Source organism: Altibacter sp. (genome assembly GCF_019913785.1).
Classification (GTDB): domain Bacteria; phylum Bacteroidota; class Bacteroidia; order Flavobacteriales; family Flavobacteriaceae; genus Altibacter.
In genome coordinates this window covers 46,240-63,186 of record NZ_JAIOHK010000031.1, presented here as the reverse complement: position 1 = coordinate 63,186, position 16,947 = coordinate 46,240, and the positions used below count along the sequence as shown (strand labels likewise).

The window sequence follows — 16,947 nt, the reverse complement described above, 5'->3', positions numbered from 1 at the left end:
GGGTGGTTTTCATTTTTTCTTCCACCATAAGGTATCCTTATAGTCCTTTTTTCTTGTGACCGTTTCACGGTTCTTCATGATGAGATGGTTTTTATCGATTTCTTTGCTTCTGTACCCCAATAAGTGAAAAAAATCTTTGGTAAAAAAGAATGCAAGTTTTCTATTTACTACAAGGGCCTGTTTTTTTTTGGTTTGCCAGTTCACTCCGGGAAAATAGGTGAGGAACTGATCGAGGTGGATTCTTCGAAGGAGGGCAGAAAGTTTTAGGAAGAAGAGCGGAATACTCCTAATAATAAAAAAACCATCGCTCCCTTGATGCTGGTATAAAGGCATAAAAATTCTTCCGTTGTGGGGTGCTGAAATCTCGGTGTTGTTGTATACGGCTAATTCTTGACCTTTTCGGATGGTTTGAAAATTAATAAACCCGGGATGCATGCTGAAAGTATCGTTACTTTTTAGTTTAAAATGATCAAATATTTCAAAAAAACTATTGGTAGAGATAGCGTACTTTGCGAGTATACCAAACTGATGATCAAAATCGATGTCTTCTTTTATAATACAACCCGCAAATACAAGGCTTAAATAAACAAATGCCATGTGATTTTCGATGGAGGATATGTCGTCGTGTTGTCCCCCTTCGAAACCAAATGCCACATAACCTAATTCATTCACATAGCTAAGTAGTGGTCCTTCTAGATATTCTTCGATCCCTAACACTATTGGAATGGGATACTGGCTCGTAAACTTTCTATTCAGTAGGTTGTCGTTTACCGTGATAAAAGGCATGGTCTCACTAGAAGTGGTATGCAGATCGAAAAAATAAAATGGCCCGTTGTTGTTGTCCAATATTTCCTTACAAGTTATGTAAATATCGATCTGTTCCTTTACATCCTGGTTTTTGGGATGCTGAATGGCTCCATTTCGTAAATTTTGCACCTTGTCCCGTGACCATAATCTATTTAGATCTTCTTTCTGAAAACGTCGCCCATGTTCTAATGCCCATAAATTACCTGCGATTGCATAAATATTTCCTTTGACGGGAATATCCTTTTTTTTGAGATTTTCTAGCACATTGTGAAGCGCAAAAACTCCGGCCGGCTCATTTCCGTGAATGCCTCCGACAAAAATAGTGGTTGGTCCCGGTGTTGTTCCTTTTAGGGCACCAATAACTCGTTCAACTTTTATAGACTTTTCTAACGTGCTATTTTGAAGCGTTACCATTGGCAAATGCGATTACATCTTTTATTGTTATTATACCTATTAGTTCTTTACCTTTTACAACAGGTAGACAACCGAAACCGTTTTTTTTCATGAGATGGATTGCATCTGATATTCGATCTCCGGAAGAAATAGTTGTTATATTTTTCACCATGATATCAGCCACTGTTTCGAGTAACGGACCATCTTCCTTCTTTTTGTATTTAAGCATATGGGTCCAAGTGAGTAACCCACAAAGTTTTCCCGATTGATTCTCTACCGGGACATGATGGATTCCTTTCCATTCCATAATATGGGTAGCCAAGTTCGCGAGATCGTTTTCGTGTACTGTGAATAATTGAGTGGACATTATATGGCCTACCAAATGTGCCGAATCGAGTTGTGGATTGTGCTCCAAAATGTTTGGCCAATCGTTTACCACATGCCCTCTCTCTTGATTCTCGTAGCTATTTTTAGTTAGTATCCGAAGCGCATCATCTTTTTTCATTGAGCGTCTCAGTGTACGATAATTAGAAATGAGCCATTCCGAGCCTGTAATTCCATGTGCGCGTGTTTCTATAATCTCTAAATACTTCGCGATATCTTCGGGATTTACTCTAGCTTTAATAAGGCCTTTTCTTGCAATGGGAAGCAGTTCTTTTAAAACAAGATCTTTCACCGAATAATGCTTTCCCATCCAGTTTAGGACAGAGTATTTTCCGGTTCTTGCTGCTTTTATAAAATTGGCCTTCGCATCTCGGAAATCCATGACCAGTTCCATATTGTCAAATTTCTTTGGACGTCCAATCATAAGTCCGACCCAAAATGCAAAGGTGGCCATTTCATCGAGGGTGGAAGGGCCGGAAGCAATATAGCGGTTTTCGATACGCACATGAGGCTTTCCGCCACCCACGCCGTAGCAGGGTCGATTCCATTTGTAAATAGTACCGTTGTGTAGATTGAGAGCGGGAAGTTTCGGAATAATTCCTTTTGACAGTTGTTCCACCGAACTTCGGTCAATATCCTTGGAGAGGATTACCTTGTGTTGGGCAATATCATTTTTAAATATTTCTGCGATCGAGCCAGATTCCCACGCTGTACCAAAGGATACCCGCGCCTGTTGGTCTTTTAAAGCGTAAGATGAATATCGTGTGTCAATACTCTGTTGAAACAAGGCAATACGGGTTTCATTCCATAATTCTCTGCCTAACAGTAGCGGGGAGTTTGTGCTGATTCCCAAAATGGGGCCTGATATAGCCTGCGCCCAGTTATAACTCGAAATAAAATCTTGAGGAGGAATTTGCAAGTGCATTTGAAAGCTCGTATTACAAGCCTCAAACAACACCGAATCGTGTTTTAAAGATAGTTCATCCACCCCCTTTATATGTAACTGGAAATCGTCGCCACGTACTTCCTTCAGCATATTGTTCAGGGCCCAATACCTTGGCTGAGGTGTCATATAATGATACTCCAACTCGGCATTGCTTATCGTAGGTAATATCCCTGTTAATACTACTTTTGTGTTAAATTTTGATGCGACTTCTTTTGCTTTTTGCAATAAGGAATCGAGCTGTGTTGCTACTTCTGTAAAGCAATCGTCCTTAAGTTCGATAGGGTCTAGATTGATTTCTAGATTGTAACGGGCCAATTCGGTTGTAAAATGAGGATCATCAATGGCAGCTAATATTTCCTCATTTTTATCGGATGGGCGCCATGTTTCTGTTACCAAACAGAATTCCTGTTCTGAACCAATACGAACAATATCATCTTCAATGATACCTTCATCCAACATTTGCTCCAAGGCTTTGATATCGTTTAACAAATGGCCAATAAACCTAGCACGGTCCTTTTTTTTAATACCCTTACTTACTTTTTGTTCTCCCATAAAATAAAGATTGAACAATACGGTGCGTACACAAGCATCTGGCTACACCACGCATTGTAATTTGAGGTAATGTAGGGCAAAATGAGATTTCAAAATATGACAAATAGCATATTTTGAATAAAGTTATTTTTTACAGAAATTTATTTATTTGCTGAAATCCAAGCATTAATCTTTTCCTCCAACAGGGCTAAGGGAACACAGCCTGTTTCCAACACCTGATTGTGAAATTGACGAATATCGAAGTTGGCACCTAGTTCGGTTTCAGCCTTCGAACGAAGTTCTCTTATTTTCAACTGTCCAATTTTGTACGACAGTGCCTGTCCGGGGTTGGCCATATAACGCTCTATCTCCGATATAATACTTGCTTCAGATTCGGCTTCGTTGTCCAAGGAGTATTGTATGGCCTGTTCACGTGTCCAGCCTTTGGAATGCAATCCGGTATCCACAACTAATCGAATGGCTCGATGCATTTCGGCTCCTAACATTCCAAAATATTGATAGGGATCTGTGTATAAACCCAATTCTTTACCCAAGGATTCACTGTACAAGGCCCATCCTTCGCCATAGCCACTATACCATAAGGTTTTTCTGAATTGCGGCAATACTTCACTCTCCTGAGTCAATGAAATTTGATAATGATGCCCGGGAATGGCTTCGTGTAAAAAGAGGGATTCATCTCCGTAGGTATTATAAGCACTCGCATCGGGGATGGGTACATAAAAGATACCCGGCCTCGTCCCATCCAAGGAACCTTGGTTGTATTCGGCGCTGGATGATTTTTCTCGGAATGCTTCAGTACGACGTACTTCAAAAGGAGTTTTCGGTTTTAGGTCGAAGAGCTTTTCAATCTGCGGTTTCATTAATTCATGAATTGCATTGAAGTTGGCAATGACCTGTTCGGGTTCGGTAAAAGGCATCAGTTCTTTTTTGTTTCGTACATAATCGAAGAATGACCTTAGGTCACCGGTAAAACCTACATCGGACTTTACCTTTTCCATTTCCGAAGAAATTCTAGCCACCTCTGCCAAACCTAATTGATGGATCTCATCGGCTGTCATATTGGTAGTGGTATATTTTTTAATCTGATGCCGGTAATATTCGGCTCCATTCGGAACACTATCAATGCCACTGGAAGTTCTGCCTGCTTCCAGATAGGTTGTAGCCATAAATTGATGAACGTCTTGGTATGCGGGTATGATCTTTTCAATAATCATTTTAGTATAGGCCTCGGTCAATGCTTTTTTATCTGCTTCGGAAAAGCTTTCAGGAAAATTCATAATGGGCGAATAAAATAGATTCTCTTCCAGATTCTCGACGGTCATCGCCTCTAATTGAGGAAGAATTTTTACGATTAAGGATTTGGGAAGCACATAGTTTTGCTGAATACCCTCTGTCATTTTCAATTTGGCCGAAGCTAACCATACTAAATACCCATCGAGTCGTTTTAACCAGTTGTTGTAATCTGTAACTGTTTTAAAAGGTTGTGCACTGGCACCGCTGGCTAGCTGACCCATGATCAAATTGATCGACCACATTTGGTCTATAGGTGTTAGATCACTTTCAAATGCTAAGCCTTCCAGATGGATAGTACATTCCCAAGCGAGAATTGCCCTGGACATTTTTTCTGTTTCAGAAAGATCGGTATCGTCAAATTTGGCTACAGCATCCTTGTACTTCTGGTAAAAGGCCTTTAATTTTTCAATATGTGCATCGGCCAATACATTTGGAAATTGGTCATTAAATCTATTGTCACCGGCAAAGGTTGCTTCTATAGGTTTTAGTTGTAACCCTTCTTCATAATAGTTATCTAGCATAGTATTAAATTCTACAGACACCATAGAGGTGGTATATTTTTCCTTAACCTTTTCATTACAAGACCATATAAGTATTGTTAAAAGGAGCATTGCAATTTTTTTCATCTATCTAATATTTTAAAGCTACATTTCGTCGCCAAAGAAAATTGCGTTGAAAAGTAATTTGTTAGTACCGTACCAGAATGCCCTAAAATTATGGTTATCGGTAAAATACACAACCCGACCACGTCCTGATCTTCCTATTTTAAACGCAGAAGTATTCTTCAACTTTTCTAGATTGGGTTTTGAAATATAACCGCTTAACAATGGGTTTTCGGTATACTGAATTGGATTATTATAACTATTGGGATCTTCTTTTAAGAAGAGAGTGGAATTCCTGAACACAGGAAGTGTAGTATTCTTATAACCAAACGCTATGGGATGGGAGCGATCCAACCTTGTTTCAAAAATGGCACCTCCAATAACTTGAGCTCCCCGATGGTTGCCAATTGCTTCAAAATTAACGTTGCGTACCGTATCTTTTTTGGAAGTAAATTCCATTTTCAGGAGATCGTGATCGTTAAACCATTTACCGGCATTTTTATAGCCGATTAAGGTGCCGCCGCTTTGTATCCAGGTTTTTAACTTTTCGGCATCTCCCTTGTCCAGTGCGCTGCCCCAACCATTAGTGAGGATAATATCTGTATAGCGACTCAGGTCGGTACGTCCAAAATCTCGGGAATCAATCTTTGTGAGTAGCATATCGAAACGTTGGTCGAACAAATGCCATATCTCTCCTGCATCATAGGAGGAAATCCCATCGCCTATAACAATGGCCACTTTAGGAAGTGCCAAAGCACGAAACTCACCACTACCCAGATCAATTCCTGTTGCTAATCCCGAACTTACGCCCGTGATGGTCACATTGGTTTCTGAAACAACTTTATTTATAAACGCAGCTAATTCAGATGCAGAGAGACTTTGGTTTTGAACAGGGATTAAAATGGTTCCGTAGTCATATTCCTTTCCGTTCATTTCTAGTTGCTTCATGGCTACATTGGCCCGAAGTCCTTTTTTAAGGATCTTGTATAATGCCTTGGGAGCGTAGTAATCATGCCATTCCATTAAATAGCCATAGTTACTTGTTCCCGTTGCTTGTACAGGCTTCATTTTTAAATTGGCGACCTCCATCCCGGCCATACTCATCCCGGCCTCTTCTGTGTAATCCAGATTGAATGCCAGCGGAAAAGTCCAGGCACTTATATCATAAAACAAACTATCCTGAAATTGCGTCCGTTTTTCAAACATAGCATTTATCAATCGGTGTTGTTTTTGATTCTTCGGAATTACATAACTGTTCCCTTTCTTGTAGGTTTTCCCTTGGACAGTGAAATCTGAGTTCAATTCGTGAAATTTGATCTTGTGCCGCTGAAGAATTTCAGCCAAGTGATACACTTTCGAAGCATCTTTTTCATCTCCAAAAATGATGGCGCCCCCAGCCGAAGCCTCCTTACGTGAATCTGCAAAGAAACTGCGTTGGTACTCCAATATTTCTTGACGCAATCCCACAGCCGCCTCCAAGGTGGAGAGTGCCGTTGTAAATTGGTTTCGTATGGTGAATGGGAAGGTGAGTATACCGTTGTCACTTTCCTGCGCATGACCACGAGATGAAGCCTGTTCAAATAAAATTCCGATACTTCCATTAATATCCGGGAAGGTAGATCCCTTTCCGTAGTAGAAATCGTCGTAATCTTCTTCCGAATAATAGAAACTACCTATTTTATCCAACGCCTTTGCATGGTACTTTCCAATAGCAGCCGTAAGAGTCTGATTTTTTTTAGGGGTGAGTGGATGTGTTCTCGACGGAATTCCAGGCTGAAAGAAAAAGGTGGAATTGGTGCCCATTTCATGATGGTCTGTCAATATGTTGGGATACCAGTCATGAAAAGTAGTAATGCGTCCTCTGCTTTCGGGCAGCTGTACCGGCAGCCAGTCCCTATTCATATCGAACCAATAATGATTCGTACGCCCACCCGGCCAGACTTCGCTATATTCTCGATCGTTTGGATCGGGGTTGATGTTTTTCGCTTTATGGATATTTGCCCAATATGCGAAACGCTGTAAGCCATCGGGGTTGAAAGCGGGATCGAATAAAATTACGGTATTGTTCAGCAGTTCGTCAATTTTTGCACCTTGTGCCGCGGCAAGGTAATAGGCTACGGCCAAGGCAGCATTGGACCCACTGGGTTCGTTTCCGTGAATTGAAAACCCTTGGTATACTACAATGGGCATGGCGGCTGTATTCAGTGAAGCTGCATTGCTTTCGGTCAAAGCAACATGGTTCTTTTTTATCGTTTCAATGTTGGCATGATTGGATGGCGACGTAATGGTGAGGAGTAGCAATGGGCGTCCTTCAAAGGTGGCACCTCGGTTTTCAATGGTTATACGATCGCTCGCATTGGCCAGGGCGTACATATATTGAACAAGCTTGTCATGCGTTATATGCCAATCGCCCACTTCATGTCCTACGACGTTCTTAGGTGTTGGAATGTTTTTGTTATAAGAAACATCGTTGGGCAAATAATAGCTCAGATCTACTTGATACTCTTGTGCAAGGCTTATTGCTGAAATGAAAACTAAGGAAAGAACGAATAATTTTTTCATAAATATTTTTTAACTGAAGTCTAAAGATAAAAAAAACCGCTTCGAAACATTGAAGCGGTTTATATAATTTTAGAATTTGATTTCGGCTACCTATATGTCGTCGAATTCAACATCGGTGAAGTTGGAGGCAGAAGGTTCGCCTGTCTCTTCGTCTACTTTTGGACTTGTGTTTGTCTCCGGTTGCTCTTCCTTTTTGAAATCGCTTTGGTGGCGTTCACTAATCACTTCTTGACCCTTTTCATCGATTATGTATTGAATCATTTCATTTATGTTCTCCTGAAATTCAGAAAAATCTTCCTTGTACAAATAGATCTTATGTTTTTTGTAATGGTAAGAACCGTCGTCGTTGGTGAATTTTTTACTTTCCGTAATTGTCAAGTAATAATCTCCTGCTTTTGTGGATCTCACATCGAAAAAATAGGTGCGTCTTCCGGCACGCATTACCTTTGAGAATATTTCTTCTTTCTCCATCATGTACTGATCACTCATAGTTTTCAATTTTGTTTAGGTTCAGCCAAAAATCTAAAAAAAATATAAATATGCCAAAGTAAACCTTACATTTCTTTTTCCAAGAGCTGTTTTGCATATAGCTCTTTGTAGTAACCTTCTGTGTTTACCAGCTCATTATGAGTCCCTTGTTGAATGATGCTCCCTTCGTCCAATACAATGATTTTACTGGCATTCTTAGCAGATGAGACCCTGTGACTCACGATAATAGTAGTTTTATTTTTGGAGATTTTGTTTAGGCTTTGTAGGATTTCTTCTTCGGTTTCGGTATCAACGGCCGAAAGGCAGTCGTCAAACAACAATATTTTAGGATCCTTGATGATGGCCCGTGCAATGGAGACCCGTTGTTTCTGCCCGCCACTTAGCGTAATTCCGCGTTCTCCTAAAATAGTATCGTACCCTTTGTTGAAACCCAGAATGTTTTGGTGTACCGCTGCGTTGGTGGCGGCTTCGATTACTTCTTCTTCCGAAGCGTCCGCCTTCCCGAATTTTATATTATTACGTATGGAATCGCTAAACAAGAATGCATCTTGAGGAACGTATCCAATACTACTGCGGAGTGAGTTGAGGTTGACTTGCGTAATAGGCTTTTGATCAATACATAATTGCCCCTCTTCTACATCGTACAATCTGCCAATCAATTCGAGTATAGTCGATTTACCGGATCCTGTATTACCAATAATAGCCAACGTCTCTCCCGGGTTCACGCTGAAAGAAACATTCTTTAAGGCTGTAATATTAGTGTCTGGATAGGTGTAAGAAAGGTTTTTAAACTCGATTTTACCCGAAATTGGAGTGGCTTCTGCAACTGTATTCGTGATCGCGGGTTTTTCTTTTAAAAATTCATTGATGCGCTTTTGCGAAGCTTCCGCCTGCTGCACCATAGAAGTCACCCAACCGACCACGGCCACAGGCCACGTAAGCATATTCACATAAATCAAGAATTCGACTACTGTTCCGAGGTCGTCGATTTGTCCACTGATAAACTGCTTTCCTCCTATATAAATCACCAGTACGTTACTTACTCCAATTAAGAGCACCATCAATGGAAAAAAAAGAGCCTGTACTTTTACCAGATCGATGTTTTTTTCCTTACTCGCTTCCGAAAGGCTGACAAAACCATCGTTGGTGCGTGGTTCGATACCATAGGCTTTAATCACCGAAATACCACTAAAACTCTCTTGGGTATAGGTAGTAAGTTTAGAGAGGTATTGTTGTACAATCGTGCTACGCTTATGAATAGCAACACTTAATCTATACACAGCAATGGACAGTATGGGTAAGGGTGCAATAGCGTATAAAGTGAGCAATGGAGCTTTATAGAACATATAACTGATTACGACTACAAAGAGGGTGATGGTCGTGGTGCTGTACATTATGGCCGGTCCAACATACATACGAACCTTAGAAACATCTTCACTAATTCGATTCATAAGGTCACCGGTGCGATTTTGCTTATAAAAACTCAACGACAGCCTTTCGTATTGTTGAAAGATCTCATTCTTAAGATCGTATTCTATATACCGTGAAACTACAATAAACGTTTGTCGCATTAAAAAGGTAAAGAACGCCGCCAGTAATGTGGTACCTAATATGAGAAGTATGTTGTTTAGTAGCTCGGCTTTAACCAATGCGAGATCGGTGATAGATCCACTTATGTATTTTTCGATAACGTCGACAGAATCTCCTATGAATTTTGGAGTGAGTAGGGCGAAAATCCTTGCAATGATGGTGATGAAGAGTCCCAAAAGCAGCCGCCCGCGGTATTTAAGGAAATAACGGTTAAGGTGTTGGAGCTCTTTCATTTAGAAGATATAATTTATTAACATATCCTTATTTTAACAACAATTTATTTGTGATATTGTTAGTATTCAACTACTTTTGCACGTCCTTTTTAAGGGATGTATAAAAATATAAAAAAAGCATGGTGACGGAAGTAGTAAAATCAAATGAACTTCACAAAATAGACCCGGTATTTGGGCAGTTGTCCTTCGATAATCACGAACAAGTTGTTTTTTGCAACGACAAAGATACAGGATTAAAAGCAATAATTGGAATCCACAATACGGTTTTGGGACCTGCTTTAGGAGGCACCAGAATGTGGAAATATCAAAGTGAATGGGATGCCCTGAACGATGTTTTAAGACTTTCACGTGGTATGACCTTTAAATCGGCAATCACCGGATTGAATCTTGGAGGTGGAAAAGCAGTAATTATTGGCGATGCCAAAACGGAGAAAACGCCGGAATTAATGAAAAAATTTGGTGAGTTTGTACATTCGTTAAGCGGAAAGTACATCACTGCTGAAGATGTGGGAATGGAAACTTCCGACATGGACCTAGTGAGAACGGTAACTCCCTATGTAACCGGAATTTCTGAAGCAAACGGTGGCGCCGGAAACCCATCTCCTATCACGGCTTATGGCGTATTTATGGGAATGAAGGCGGCCGCCAAATACACCTTCGGAAGCGATTTACTCGAGGACAAAGTAATCTATGTTGAAGGCATTGGAAACGTTGGTGAAGCCTTAGTTGAAAACCTGACCAATGAAGGAGCGAAGGTTTATATCGCAGACATCAATCAGAAGCGATTGGAAGAAATTCGCGATAAGTACAGTGTTGAAATCTATGGCGGGAGTAATTTGTATGCTGAAAAAATGGATATCTATGCGCCTTGTGCTTTAGGGGCTACAATAAACGATACTACCATTAATCAAATACAGGCTAAAATCATCGCCGGTGCGGCAAACAACCAACTGGCAGACGAGAAGAAACACGGTCTGATGCTTCGGGATCGAGGTATTGTATATGCACCGGATTTCTTGATCAATGCGGGTGGAATTATTAATGTTTATGCCGAATTGGAGAATTACGGTCGTAAAGAGATAATACGTAAGACTGAGAATATCTATAACACTACCTTAGAAATTCTTACCAATGCCGAAACCAATGGAGTAACTACCCACCAAGCAGCATTGGATATTGCACAATCACGAATTGATGCAAAAAAAAATAACCAATAGTTTTTACATTTAAATAGTATCTTTGCAGCGCACAAGGTTTTACTTGTGCGTTGTTTTTTTCAAATGTTCTTTATACAATTATGCTTACAAGAAGACATATTAGGGTAAAAGTGTTACAGTCTATTTACGCCTTTAATCAGAGCGACCATCAAGACCTTGATAAGCAGGAAAAATTCTTATGGTATAGCATAGACCAAATGCTCGACCTGTATTTGCTAATGCTTCAGTTATTGGTCGCACTGAAGGAACATGCCGCAGTCTACATGGAGATTTCGCAGCAAAAACATTTGGCGACAGCCACAGAAAAAAATCCCAGTCGCGCCTTTGTAGATAATCAACTTCTGGAACTTATTTCAAAAAACCCATTCTTAGCACAAGCTATTAAAAATAAAAAGCTGAATTACTGGAAGGACGATGACGAATACGTGCGTATTATATTTAAATCTTTACTCGAACAAGATTGGTATGTTACATATTTAGGCAACGTGGATACTACTTTTGCCGATGATAAAAATTTTGTAATCCGATTGTATAAAGAGGTAATTGCTCCCAACGACAAGCTGTATGAATATTTAGAAGACAGGCGGTTGACATGGATAGATGATTTTCCTATCGTGAATACGGTACTGATTAAAGTGCTTTCGAAGATTAGCAAGAAGAATAGTGGTGCTACGTTAATTCCTGAATTGTACAAAAATGAAGAGGATCGCGACTATGCACTTCAATTATTCCGAAAAGTAATTCTGAATAATGAAAAATTGAGTAAGGAAATAGAAGGAAAAACACCTAATTGGGATACCGAAAGGATCGCCGAAATAGATATGATTATTTTAAAGATGGGTATTTCGGAGTTTTTAAATTTTCCTTCCATCCCTGTGCGGGCAACTATAAACGAATATCTGGAGATTTCGAAAGAATACTCTACCCCTAAAAGCAGCCTGTTTATTAATGGAATACTCGATAAATTGGTGAAGGATTTTTCCGAAGCTAATAAAATAAAGAAAATCGGGCGAGGCCTTACATAAAACCAAAAAAATAAGTATTTTAGCCACGCTTAAAACCTAAAATTTTTAATTCTATGAAAAAATCAATTTTAATTGTAGCAGTCTTATCTGTTTTCGCTTTTACTTCATGTAAAGAAAACGCTGCTGACAAAGTAAATGAGGAAAATGTTGCTGCTGCTGCAGAAACAAATGCTAAGGCAGGAGAGGTTCCTGTCATGACTTTTGATGAGGTTGAACATGACTTTGGAGCTATCGCACAAGGAACTCCTGTAGAGCATATCTTTAAGTTTACAAATACAGGAAATGCACCTCTAGTAATTGTGGATGCAAAAAGTAGCTGTGGATGTACTGTACCTGAATACACTAAAGCGCCAGTTGCTCCCGGTGAAAAAGGAGAAATGTTGGTGAAATTTAACGGTAGTGGGAAGAATCAAGTGAGTAAGACAGTTACTATTACTGCCAATACTGCTGCTGGAACTGAAACTATTAAAATAAAGGCGTTTGTAAATGCACCTGAAGGCGCAGCCGGAGGACAGGCAAACGTTATTAAAACCCAATAAGGATGGGTGGAGATATGCAACAATTTTTAGGACCCCTTTTGCTCTTTGCGGTCTTTATTATATTTTTCATTGTATTACCACAACGAAAAAAAATGAAGCAGGAAAAGAACTTTGACAAGGGACTTAGCAAAGGAGATAAAATAGTAACCAAAAGTGGATTACACGGAAAGTTATTGGAAATCAATGACGATGGCACCTGTATAATAGAAACGGGAGCCGGAAAGGTGAAATTTGAACGTTCTGCTCTTTCTATGGAAATGACAAATAAGGCAAACGCTCCTGCCAAAAAATAGTTGTATTTTTAAACAGCATAAAAAAGCCTTCAGAATATCTGAAGGCTTTTTTTATACAAATACTTTTAGCAAAACGCTATTTTTTTAAAGCAACTAATTGTGCAATATTTACAATTACTTCGATGGCTTTTTGCATACTTTCTACCGGGACATATTCGTAGCGACCGTGAAAATTATGGCCCCCGGCAAAAATATTTGGGCAGGGTAAGCCCATAAAACTCAATTGAGAACCATCAGTTCCTCCTCTAATGGGTTTAATGATAGGTTCTATTCCGGCCATTTTCATCGCTTTTTCAGCTATATCAACAATATGCATCACGGGTTCAATCTTTTCGCGCATATTATAATACTGGTCCTTTATTTCAACCGTGATGATCTCCTTTTCATATTGTTCGTTTAGTTCTTCAGCCAATTGTAGTATCATTTTTTTACGCGCCTCAAAATGACCTTTATCGTGATCTCTAATAATATATTGCAATTTGGTATTGTCAACACCTCCGTTAAGGCTGTAGAGATGAAAGAAACCTTGGCGACCTTCGGTATGTTCCGGGGTTTCCAATCGGGGTAAGGAGTTAATAAATTCGGTCGCGATATACATACTATTGATCATCTTGCCCTTGGCATATCCCGGATGCACGATCTTGCCTTTAATGGTTACAACGGCTCCGGCCGCATTGAAATTTTCATATTCCAATTCGCCAATCTGGCTACCATCCATGGTATAAGCCCAATCGGCACCAAATTTTTTCACATCGAATTTATGCGCCCCGCGGCCAATTTCTTCATCGGGCGTAAAGCCTACTCTAATTTTTCCGTGTTTTATTTCCGGATGATTGATAAGGTACTCCATAGCCGAAATAATTTCGGCGATCCCTGCCTTATCATCGGCTCCCAATAAAGTAGTGCCATCGGTGGTAATTAAGGTCTTACCTTTATAGAGTAATAGATCTTCAAAAAGATCGGGTGATAGTACGATGTCTTCGGCTTCATTTAAGACAATGTCCTTGCCGTCGTAATTTTCTATAATCTGCGGCTTTACATTGGCACCCGTAAAGTCGGGGGTAGTGTCGAAGTGTGAAATAAAACCAATTACAGGAACTTCATCTGCTATATTACTGGGTAAGGTGGCCATGATGTATGCGTTCTCATCAATAGTGACTTCCTGCATCCCAATTTGCTTCAACTCTTCGACCAAAGCATTGGCCAGATCCCATTGTTTTGCACTGCTTGGCGTAGTGTCACTTTCGGGATCGCTCTCGGTATCCACGGTTACGTAGCGTACAAATCGGTCTATAAGGTGTTGTTTTTCGATCATAATAAATCAATTTCGGTACAAATTAAAACATATTCAAAATAACAATTACACAGTTTAATACTATTTTTGCAAAAGATTTCAGAAGCATATGTACAAAGTAATAATTAGACCTATCCTATACCTTTTCGACCCGGAAAAGATCCATTACTTCACATTTTCGATGCTTCGTTTTTTACATAAAATTGGTTTTGGGGGACTTTTCAGAAAACTGTATAAAGTTAACAATCCAAAACTGGAACGCGAACTTTTCGGACTTAAATTTCCAAATCCGGTAGGTCTTGCCGCAGGTTTCGACAAGGATGCGAAATTGTTCAAGGAATTATCCAATTTTGGCTTCGGGTTTATTGAAATAGGAACGTTGACGCCGAAGCCACAGGCCGGGAATCCCAAAAAAAGATTGTTTCGGCTGAAGGAGGATTCGGCTTTGATAAACCGTATGGGTTTTAATAACGGCGGCGTTGTTGAAGCCGTTGCACGTTTGAAAAAAAATACAAAAGGAAGAGGGCATGTGCTTATAGGGGGCAATATTGGCAAGAACAAAGCTACGCCCAACGAAGCCGCGGTGAACGACTATCTCATCTGCTTTGAAGCGCTATTTGACCATGTGGACTATTTTGTGGTTAATGTGAGTTCCCCCAATACTCCCAACCTGCGAGCGCTTCAGGATAAGGAACCACTTACCAAATTGCTACAAACACTTCAGAATAAAAACGCCGAGAAATTAAAAAGGAAGCCCATTCTTTTAAAAATTGCTCCCGATTTGACCAATGAGCAATTACTAGATATTATAGAAATTGTTTCAGAAACAAAAATTGACGGTGTAATAGCTACTAATACCACCATCACTCGAGACGGCCTTGTTTCTGAAAATAGAGATGAAATGGGGGGGCTAAGCGGTAAACCGTTAACAAATCGCGCCACCGAAATAATTGGGTTTCTTTCTGAAAAAAGTAACCATGCCTTTCCTATTATTGGGGTAGGTGGCATTCACAGTCCTGAGGATGCTTTGGAAAAATTGCACGCAGGAGCGAGTTTGGTACAATTATACACAGGGTTTATTTATGAAGGCCCGAAACTTATAAAAAATATTAATAAGGCACTGTTGAAAAAGGAATAAGAATGCTCGAAAGTCTTTACTTATTCATGGCAGCAACTTTGGCATTGGCGCTATCTCCCGGCCCCGATAATATTTATGTCCTTACCCAATCCTTAGCAAACGGGAGTAGAAGTGGGATTGCCACTACCGCAGGATTGATAAGCGGTTGTATTGTGCACACCACGCTCTTGGCTTTCGGACTGTCTGCGTTAATTGCCGCTTCAGACGGCTTGTTTTACGCCTTAAAAGTACTGGGGGCCTTGTATTTATTATATCTGGCTTATAGCGTTTTTAGAAGCGACGCCACGATTTCAATAGGGGGCAATACCCATAAAAAAACATATTGGGAATTGTACAAAATCGGTGTGATCATGAATTTGGTAAATCCGAAGGTACTCATCTTTTTTCTCGCTTTTTTCCCTGCTTTTTTATGGGATCCCAATGGAAATACGATACTTCAATTTTATATTCTCGGTGGGACATTCATGGTGGTTTCTTTTATAACCTTCAGTTCCATTGCCTTGTTGGCGGGCAGTATTTCTAATTATTTGAAGACCCGTAAATCGGTGGGTGTTGTTTTAAAATGGCTTCAGATTTTGGTCTTTGTGGGCATCGCCGTGTATATCTTAATTCCCTAAAGGCGGCACTATACCGTACGCAATGTTTGGGGATCTATGGATAAAAAGAGCGATTTAGAAGCCTTAAAAAGCTTTCAGAAGTAAACAGAGAAATACTATCTTTACGCTAATGCAAAAAGTAAAACTGATAGAATGTCCCAGAGATGCCATGCAAGGCATTAAGGATTGGATTCCTACCGGAGAAAAAGTACAATACATACAGGCACTATTGCGCTGTGGTTTTGACACGATTGACTTTGGTAGCTTTGTGTCTCCCAAGGCCATTCCACAAATGCAGGATACAGCAAAAGTGTTGTCTCAGTTGGATTTGTCTGCCACCGAAAGTAAATTATTGGCCATTGTGGCAAATGTACGAGGAACAGAGGAGGCGGTTGTACACCCCGAAATTCATTATTTGGGATATCCTTTTTCAATTTCTGAAAACTTTCAGATGCGAAATACTCATAAAACGATTGCACAGTCAATAGAGGTGCTTCATGAGATTTTACACCTAGCTGAAAAAAATAGTAAAGAGGTGGTGGCTTATTTGTCCATGGGATTCGGGAATCCCTATGGCGACCCTTGGAATGTCAATATTGTGGGCGAATGGACCGAAACGCTTTCGGACATGGGTGTTAAGATCCTGTCATTAAGTGATACGGTTGGCACTTCAACACCCGAAATAATTACGTATTTATTTTCGAATTTAATTCCGAAGTATCCACATATCGAATTTGGGGCACATTTACATACAACCCCAACTGCCTGGCATGAAAAAATAGATGCAGCCTTCAAGGCGGGTTGCAGAAGGTTTGATGGCGCTATTCAAGGATTTGGAGGATGTCCCATGGCAAAGGATGAACTCACGGGGAACATGCCCACCGAAAAAATGCTGAGTTATTTTACTGCCGAGAAAGTAGCAAGTAATATCAACTCCATGTCATTTGAAAGTGCCCATAATGAGGCTACAAAAATATTTACCAAATACCATTAA

14 protein-coding genes are annotated in these 16,947 nt (G+C 40.0%); 7 read left to right on the top strand and 7 right to left on the bottom strand.

Translation table 11 applies throughout. The annotated features are described in order from the left end of the window. Positions 1-9: 9 nt before the first annotated feature. The 6 genes from K8F54_RS04645 to K8F54_RS04620 form a co-directional block, all read right to left on the bottom strand. Positions 10-1,221 (bottom strand): succinylglutamate desuccinylase/aspartoacylase family protein, encoded by a 1,212-nt coding sequence (locus tag K8F54_RS04645; protein ID WP_290787714.1) that lies wholly within the window; start codon positions 1,219-1,221, stop codon positions 10-12. Continuing rightward, positions 1,202-3,082 carry a CBS domain-containing protein gene (locus K8F54_RS04640; protein ID WP_290787712.1) on the bottom strand — a complete coding sequence of 627 codons (1,881 nt, stop codon included), beginning with the start codon at positions 3,080-3,082 and terminating at the stop codon, positions 1,202-1,204. The genes K8F54_RS04645 and K8F54_RS04640 overlap by 20 nt, the downstream gene beginning before the upstream one ends. A gap of 140 nt (positions 3,083-3,222) precedes the next feature. Next, entirely contained in the window at positions 3,223-5,001 is a 1,779-nt protein-coding gene (locus tag K8F54_RS04635) for a DUF885 domain-containing protein (RefSeq protein ID WP_290787710.1), read from the bottom strand. A gap of 18 nt (positions 5,002-5,019) precedes the next feature. After that, positions 5,020-7,539, bottom strand: coding sequence for a M14 family zinc carboxypeptidase (locus K8F54_RS04630; protein ID WP_290787708.1), 2,520 nt, complete (start codon positions 7,537-7,539; stop codon positions 5,020-5,022). A gap of 90 nt (positions 7,540-7,629) precedes the next feature. Then, positions 7,630-8,028 carry a PUR family DNA/RNA-binding protein gene (locus K8F54_RS04625; RefSeq protein WP_290787706.1) on the bottom strand — a complete coding sequence of 133 codons (399 nt, stop codon included), beginning with the start codon at positions 8,026-8,028 and terminating at the stop codon, positions 7,630-7,632. Between the two features lie 65 nt (positions 8,029-8,093). Then, entirely contained in the window at positions 8,094-9,851 is a 1,758-nt protein-coding gene (locus tag K8F54_RS04620) for an ABC transporter ATP-binding protein (protein ID WP_290787703.1), read from the bottom strand. A 119-nt stretch (positions 9,852-9,970) separates the two neighbouring features. Between K8F54_RS04620 and K8F54_RS04615 the strand changes: the two genes are divergently transcribed. The 4 genes from K8F54_RS04615 (at position 9,971) to yajC (ending at position 12,925) form a co-directional block, all read left to right on the top strand. Further along, positions 9,971-11,068 carry a Glu/Leu/Phe/Val dehydrogenase dimerization domain-containing protein gene (locus K8F54_RS04615; protein ID WP_290787701.1) on the top strand — a complete coding sequence of 366 codons (1,098 nt, stop codon included), beginning with the start codon at positions 9,971-9,973 and terminating at the stop codon, positions 11,066-11,068. A gap of 80 nt (positions 11,069-11,148) precedes the next feature. Beyond that, positions 11,149-12,093 carry a transcription antitermination factor NusB gene (nusB, locus tag K8F54_RS04610; protein WP_290787698.1) on the top strand — a complete coding sequence of 315 codons (945 nt, stop codon included), beginning with the start codon at positions 11,149-11,151 and terminating at the stop codon, positions 12,091-12,093. 53 nt (positions 12,094-12,146) lie between these two features. After that, positions 12,147-12,632: a DUF1573 domain-containing protein gene (locus tag K8F54_RS04605; protein ID WP_290787695.1), complete on the top strand. Its 486-nt coding sequence runs from the start codon at positions 12,147-12,149 to the stop codon at positions 12,630-12,632. Positions 12,633-12,634: 2 nt separating this feature from the next. Beyond that, positions 12,635-12,925 (top strand): preprotein translocase subunit YajC, encoded by a 291-nt coding sequence (gene yajC, locus K8F54_RS04600; protein ID WP_290787693.1) that lies wholly within the window; start codon positions 12,635-12,637, stop codon positions 12,923-12,925. A 76-nt stretch (positions 12,926-13,001) separates the two neighbouring features. Here the strand turns inward: yajC and pepT are convergent, their stop codons facing one another. Then, positions 13,002-14,240 carry a peptidase T gene (gene pepT / locus K8F54_RS04595; RefSeq protein ID WP_290787690.1) on the bottom strand — a complete coding sequence of 413 codons (1,239 nt, stop codon included), beginning with the start codon at positions 14,238-14,240 and terminating at the stop codon, positions 13,002-13,004. 88 nt (positions 14,241-14,328) lie between these two features. On the opposite strand from pepT, the gene K8F54_RS04590 reads away from it, so the two are divergent. The 3 genes from K8F54_RS04590 (at position 14,329) to K8F54_RS04580 (ending at position 16,947) form a co-directional block, all read left to right on the top strand. Beyond that, positions 14,329-15,357, top strand: a complete 1,029-nt coding sequence (locus K8F54_RS04590; RefSeq protein WP_290787687.1) for a quinone-dependent dihydroorotate dehydrogenase — start codon at positions 14,329-14,331, stop codon at positions 15,355-15,357. 2 nt (positions 15,358-15,359) lie between these two features. Next, a complete protein-coding gene (locus K8F54_RS04585; RefSeq protein ID WP_290787684.1) occupies positions 15,360-15,974 on the top strand; it encodes a LysE family translocator in 615 nt (204 codons plus the stop codon). A gap of 109 nt (positions 15,975-16,083) precedes the next feature. Then, entirely contained in the window at positions 16,084-16,947 is an 864-nt protein-coding gene (locus K8F54_RS04580; protein ID WP_290787681.1) for a hydroxymethylglutaryl-CoA lyase, read from the top strand.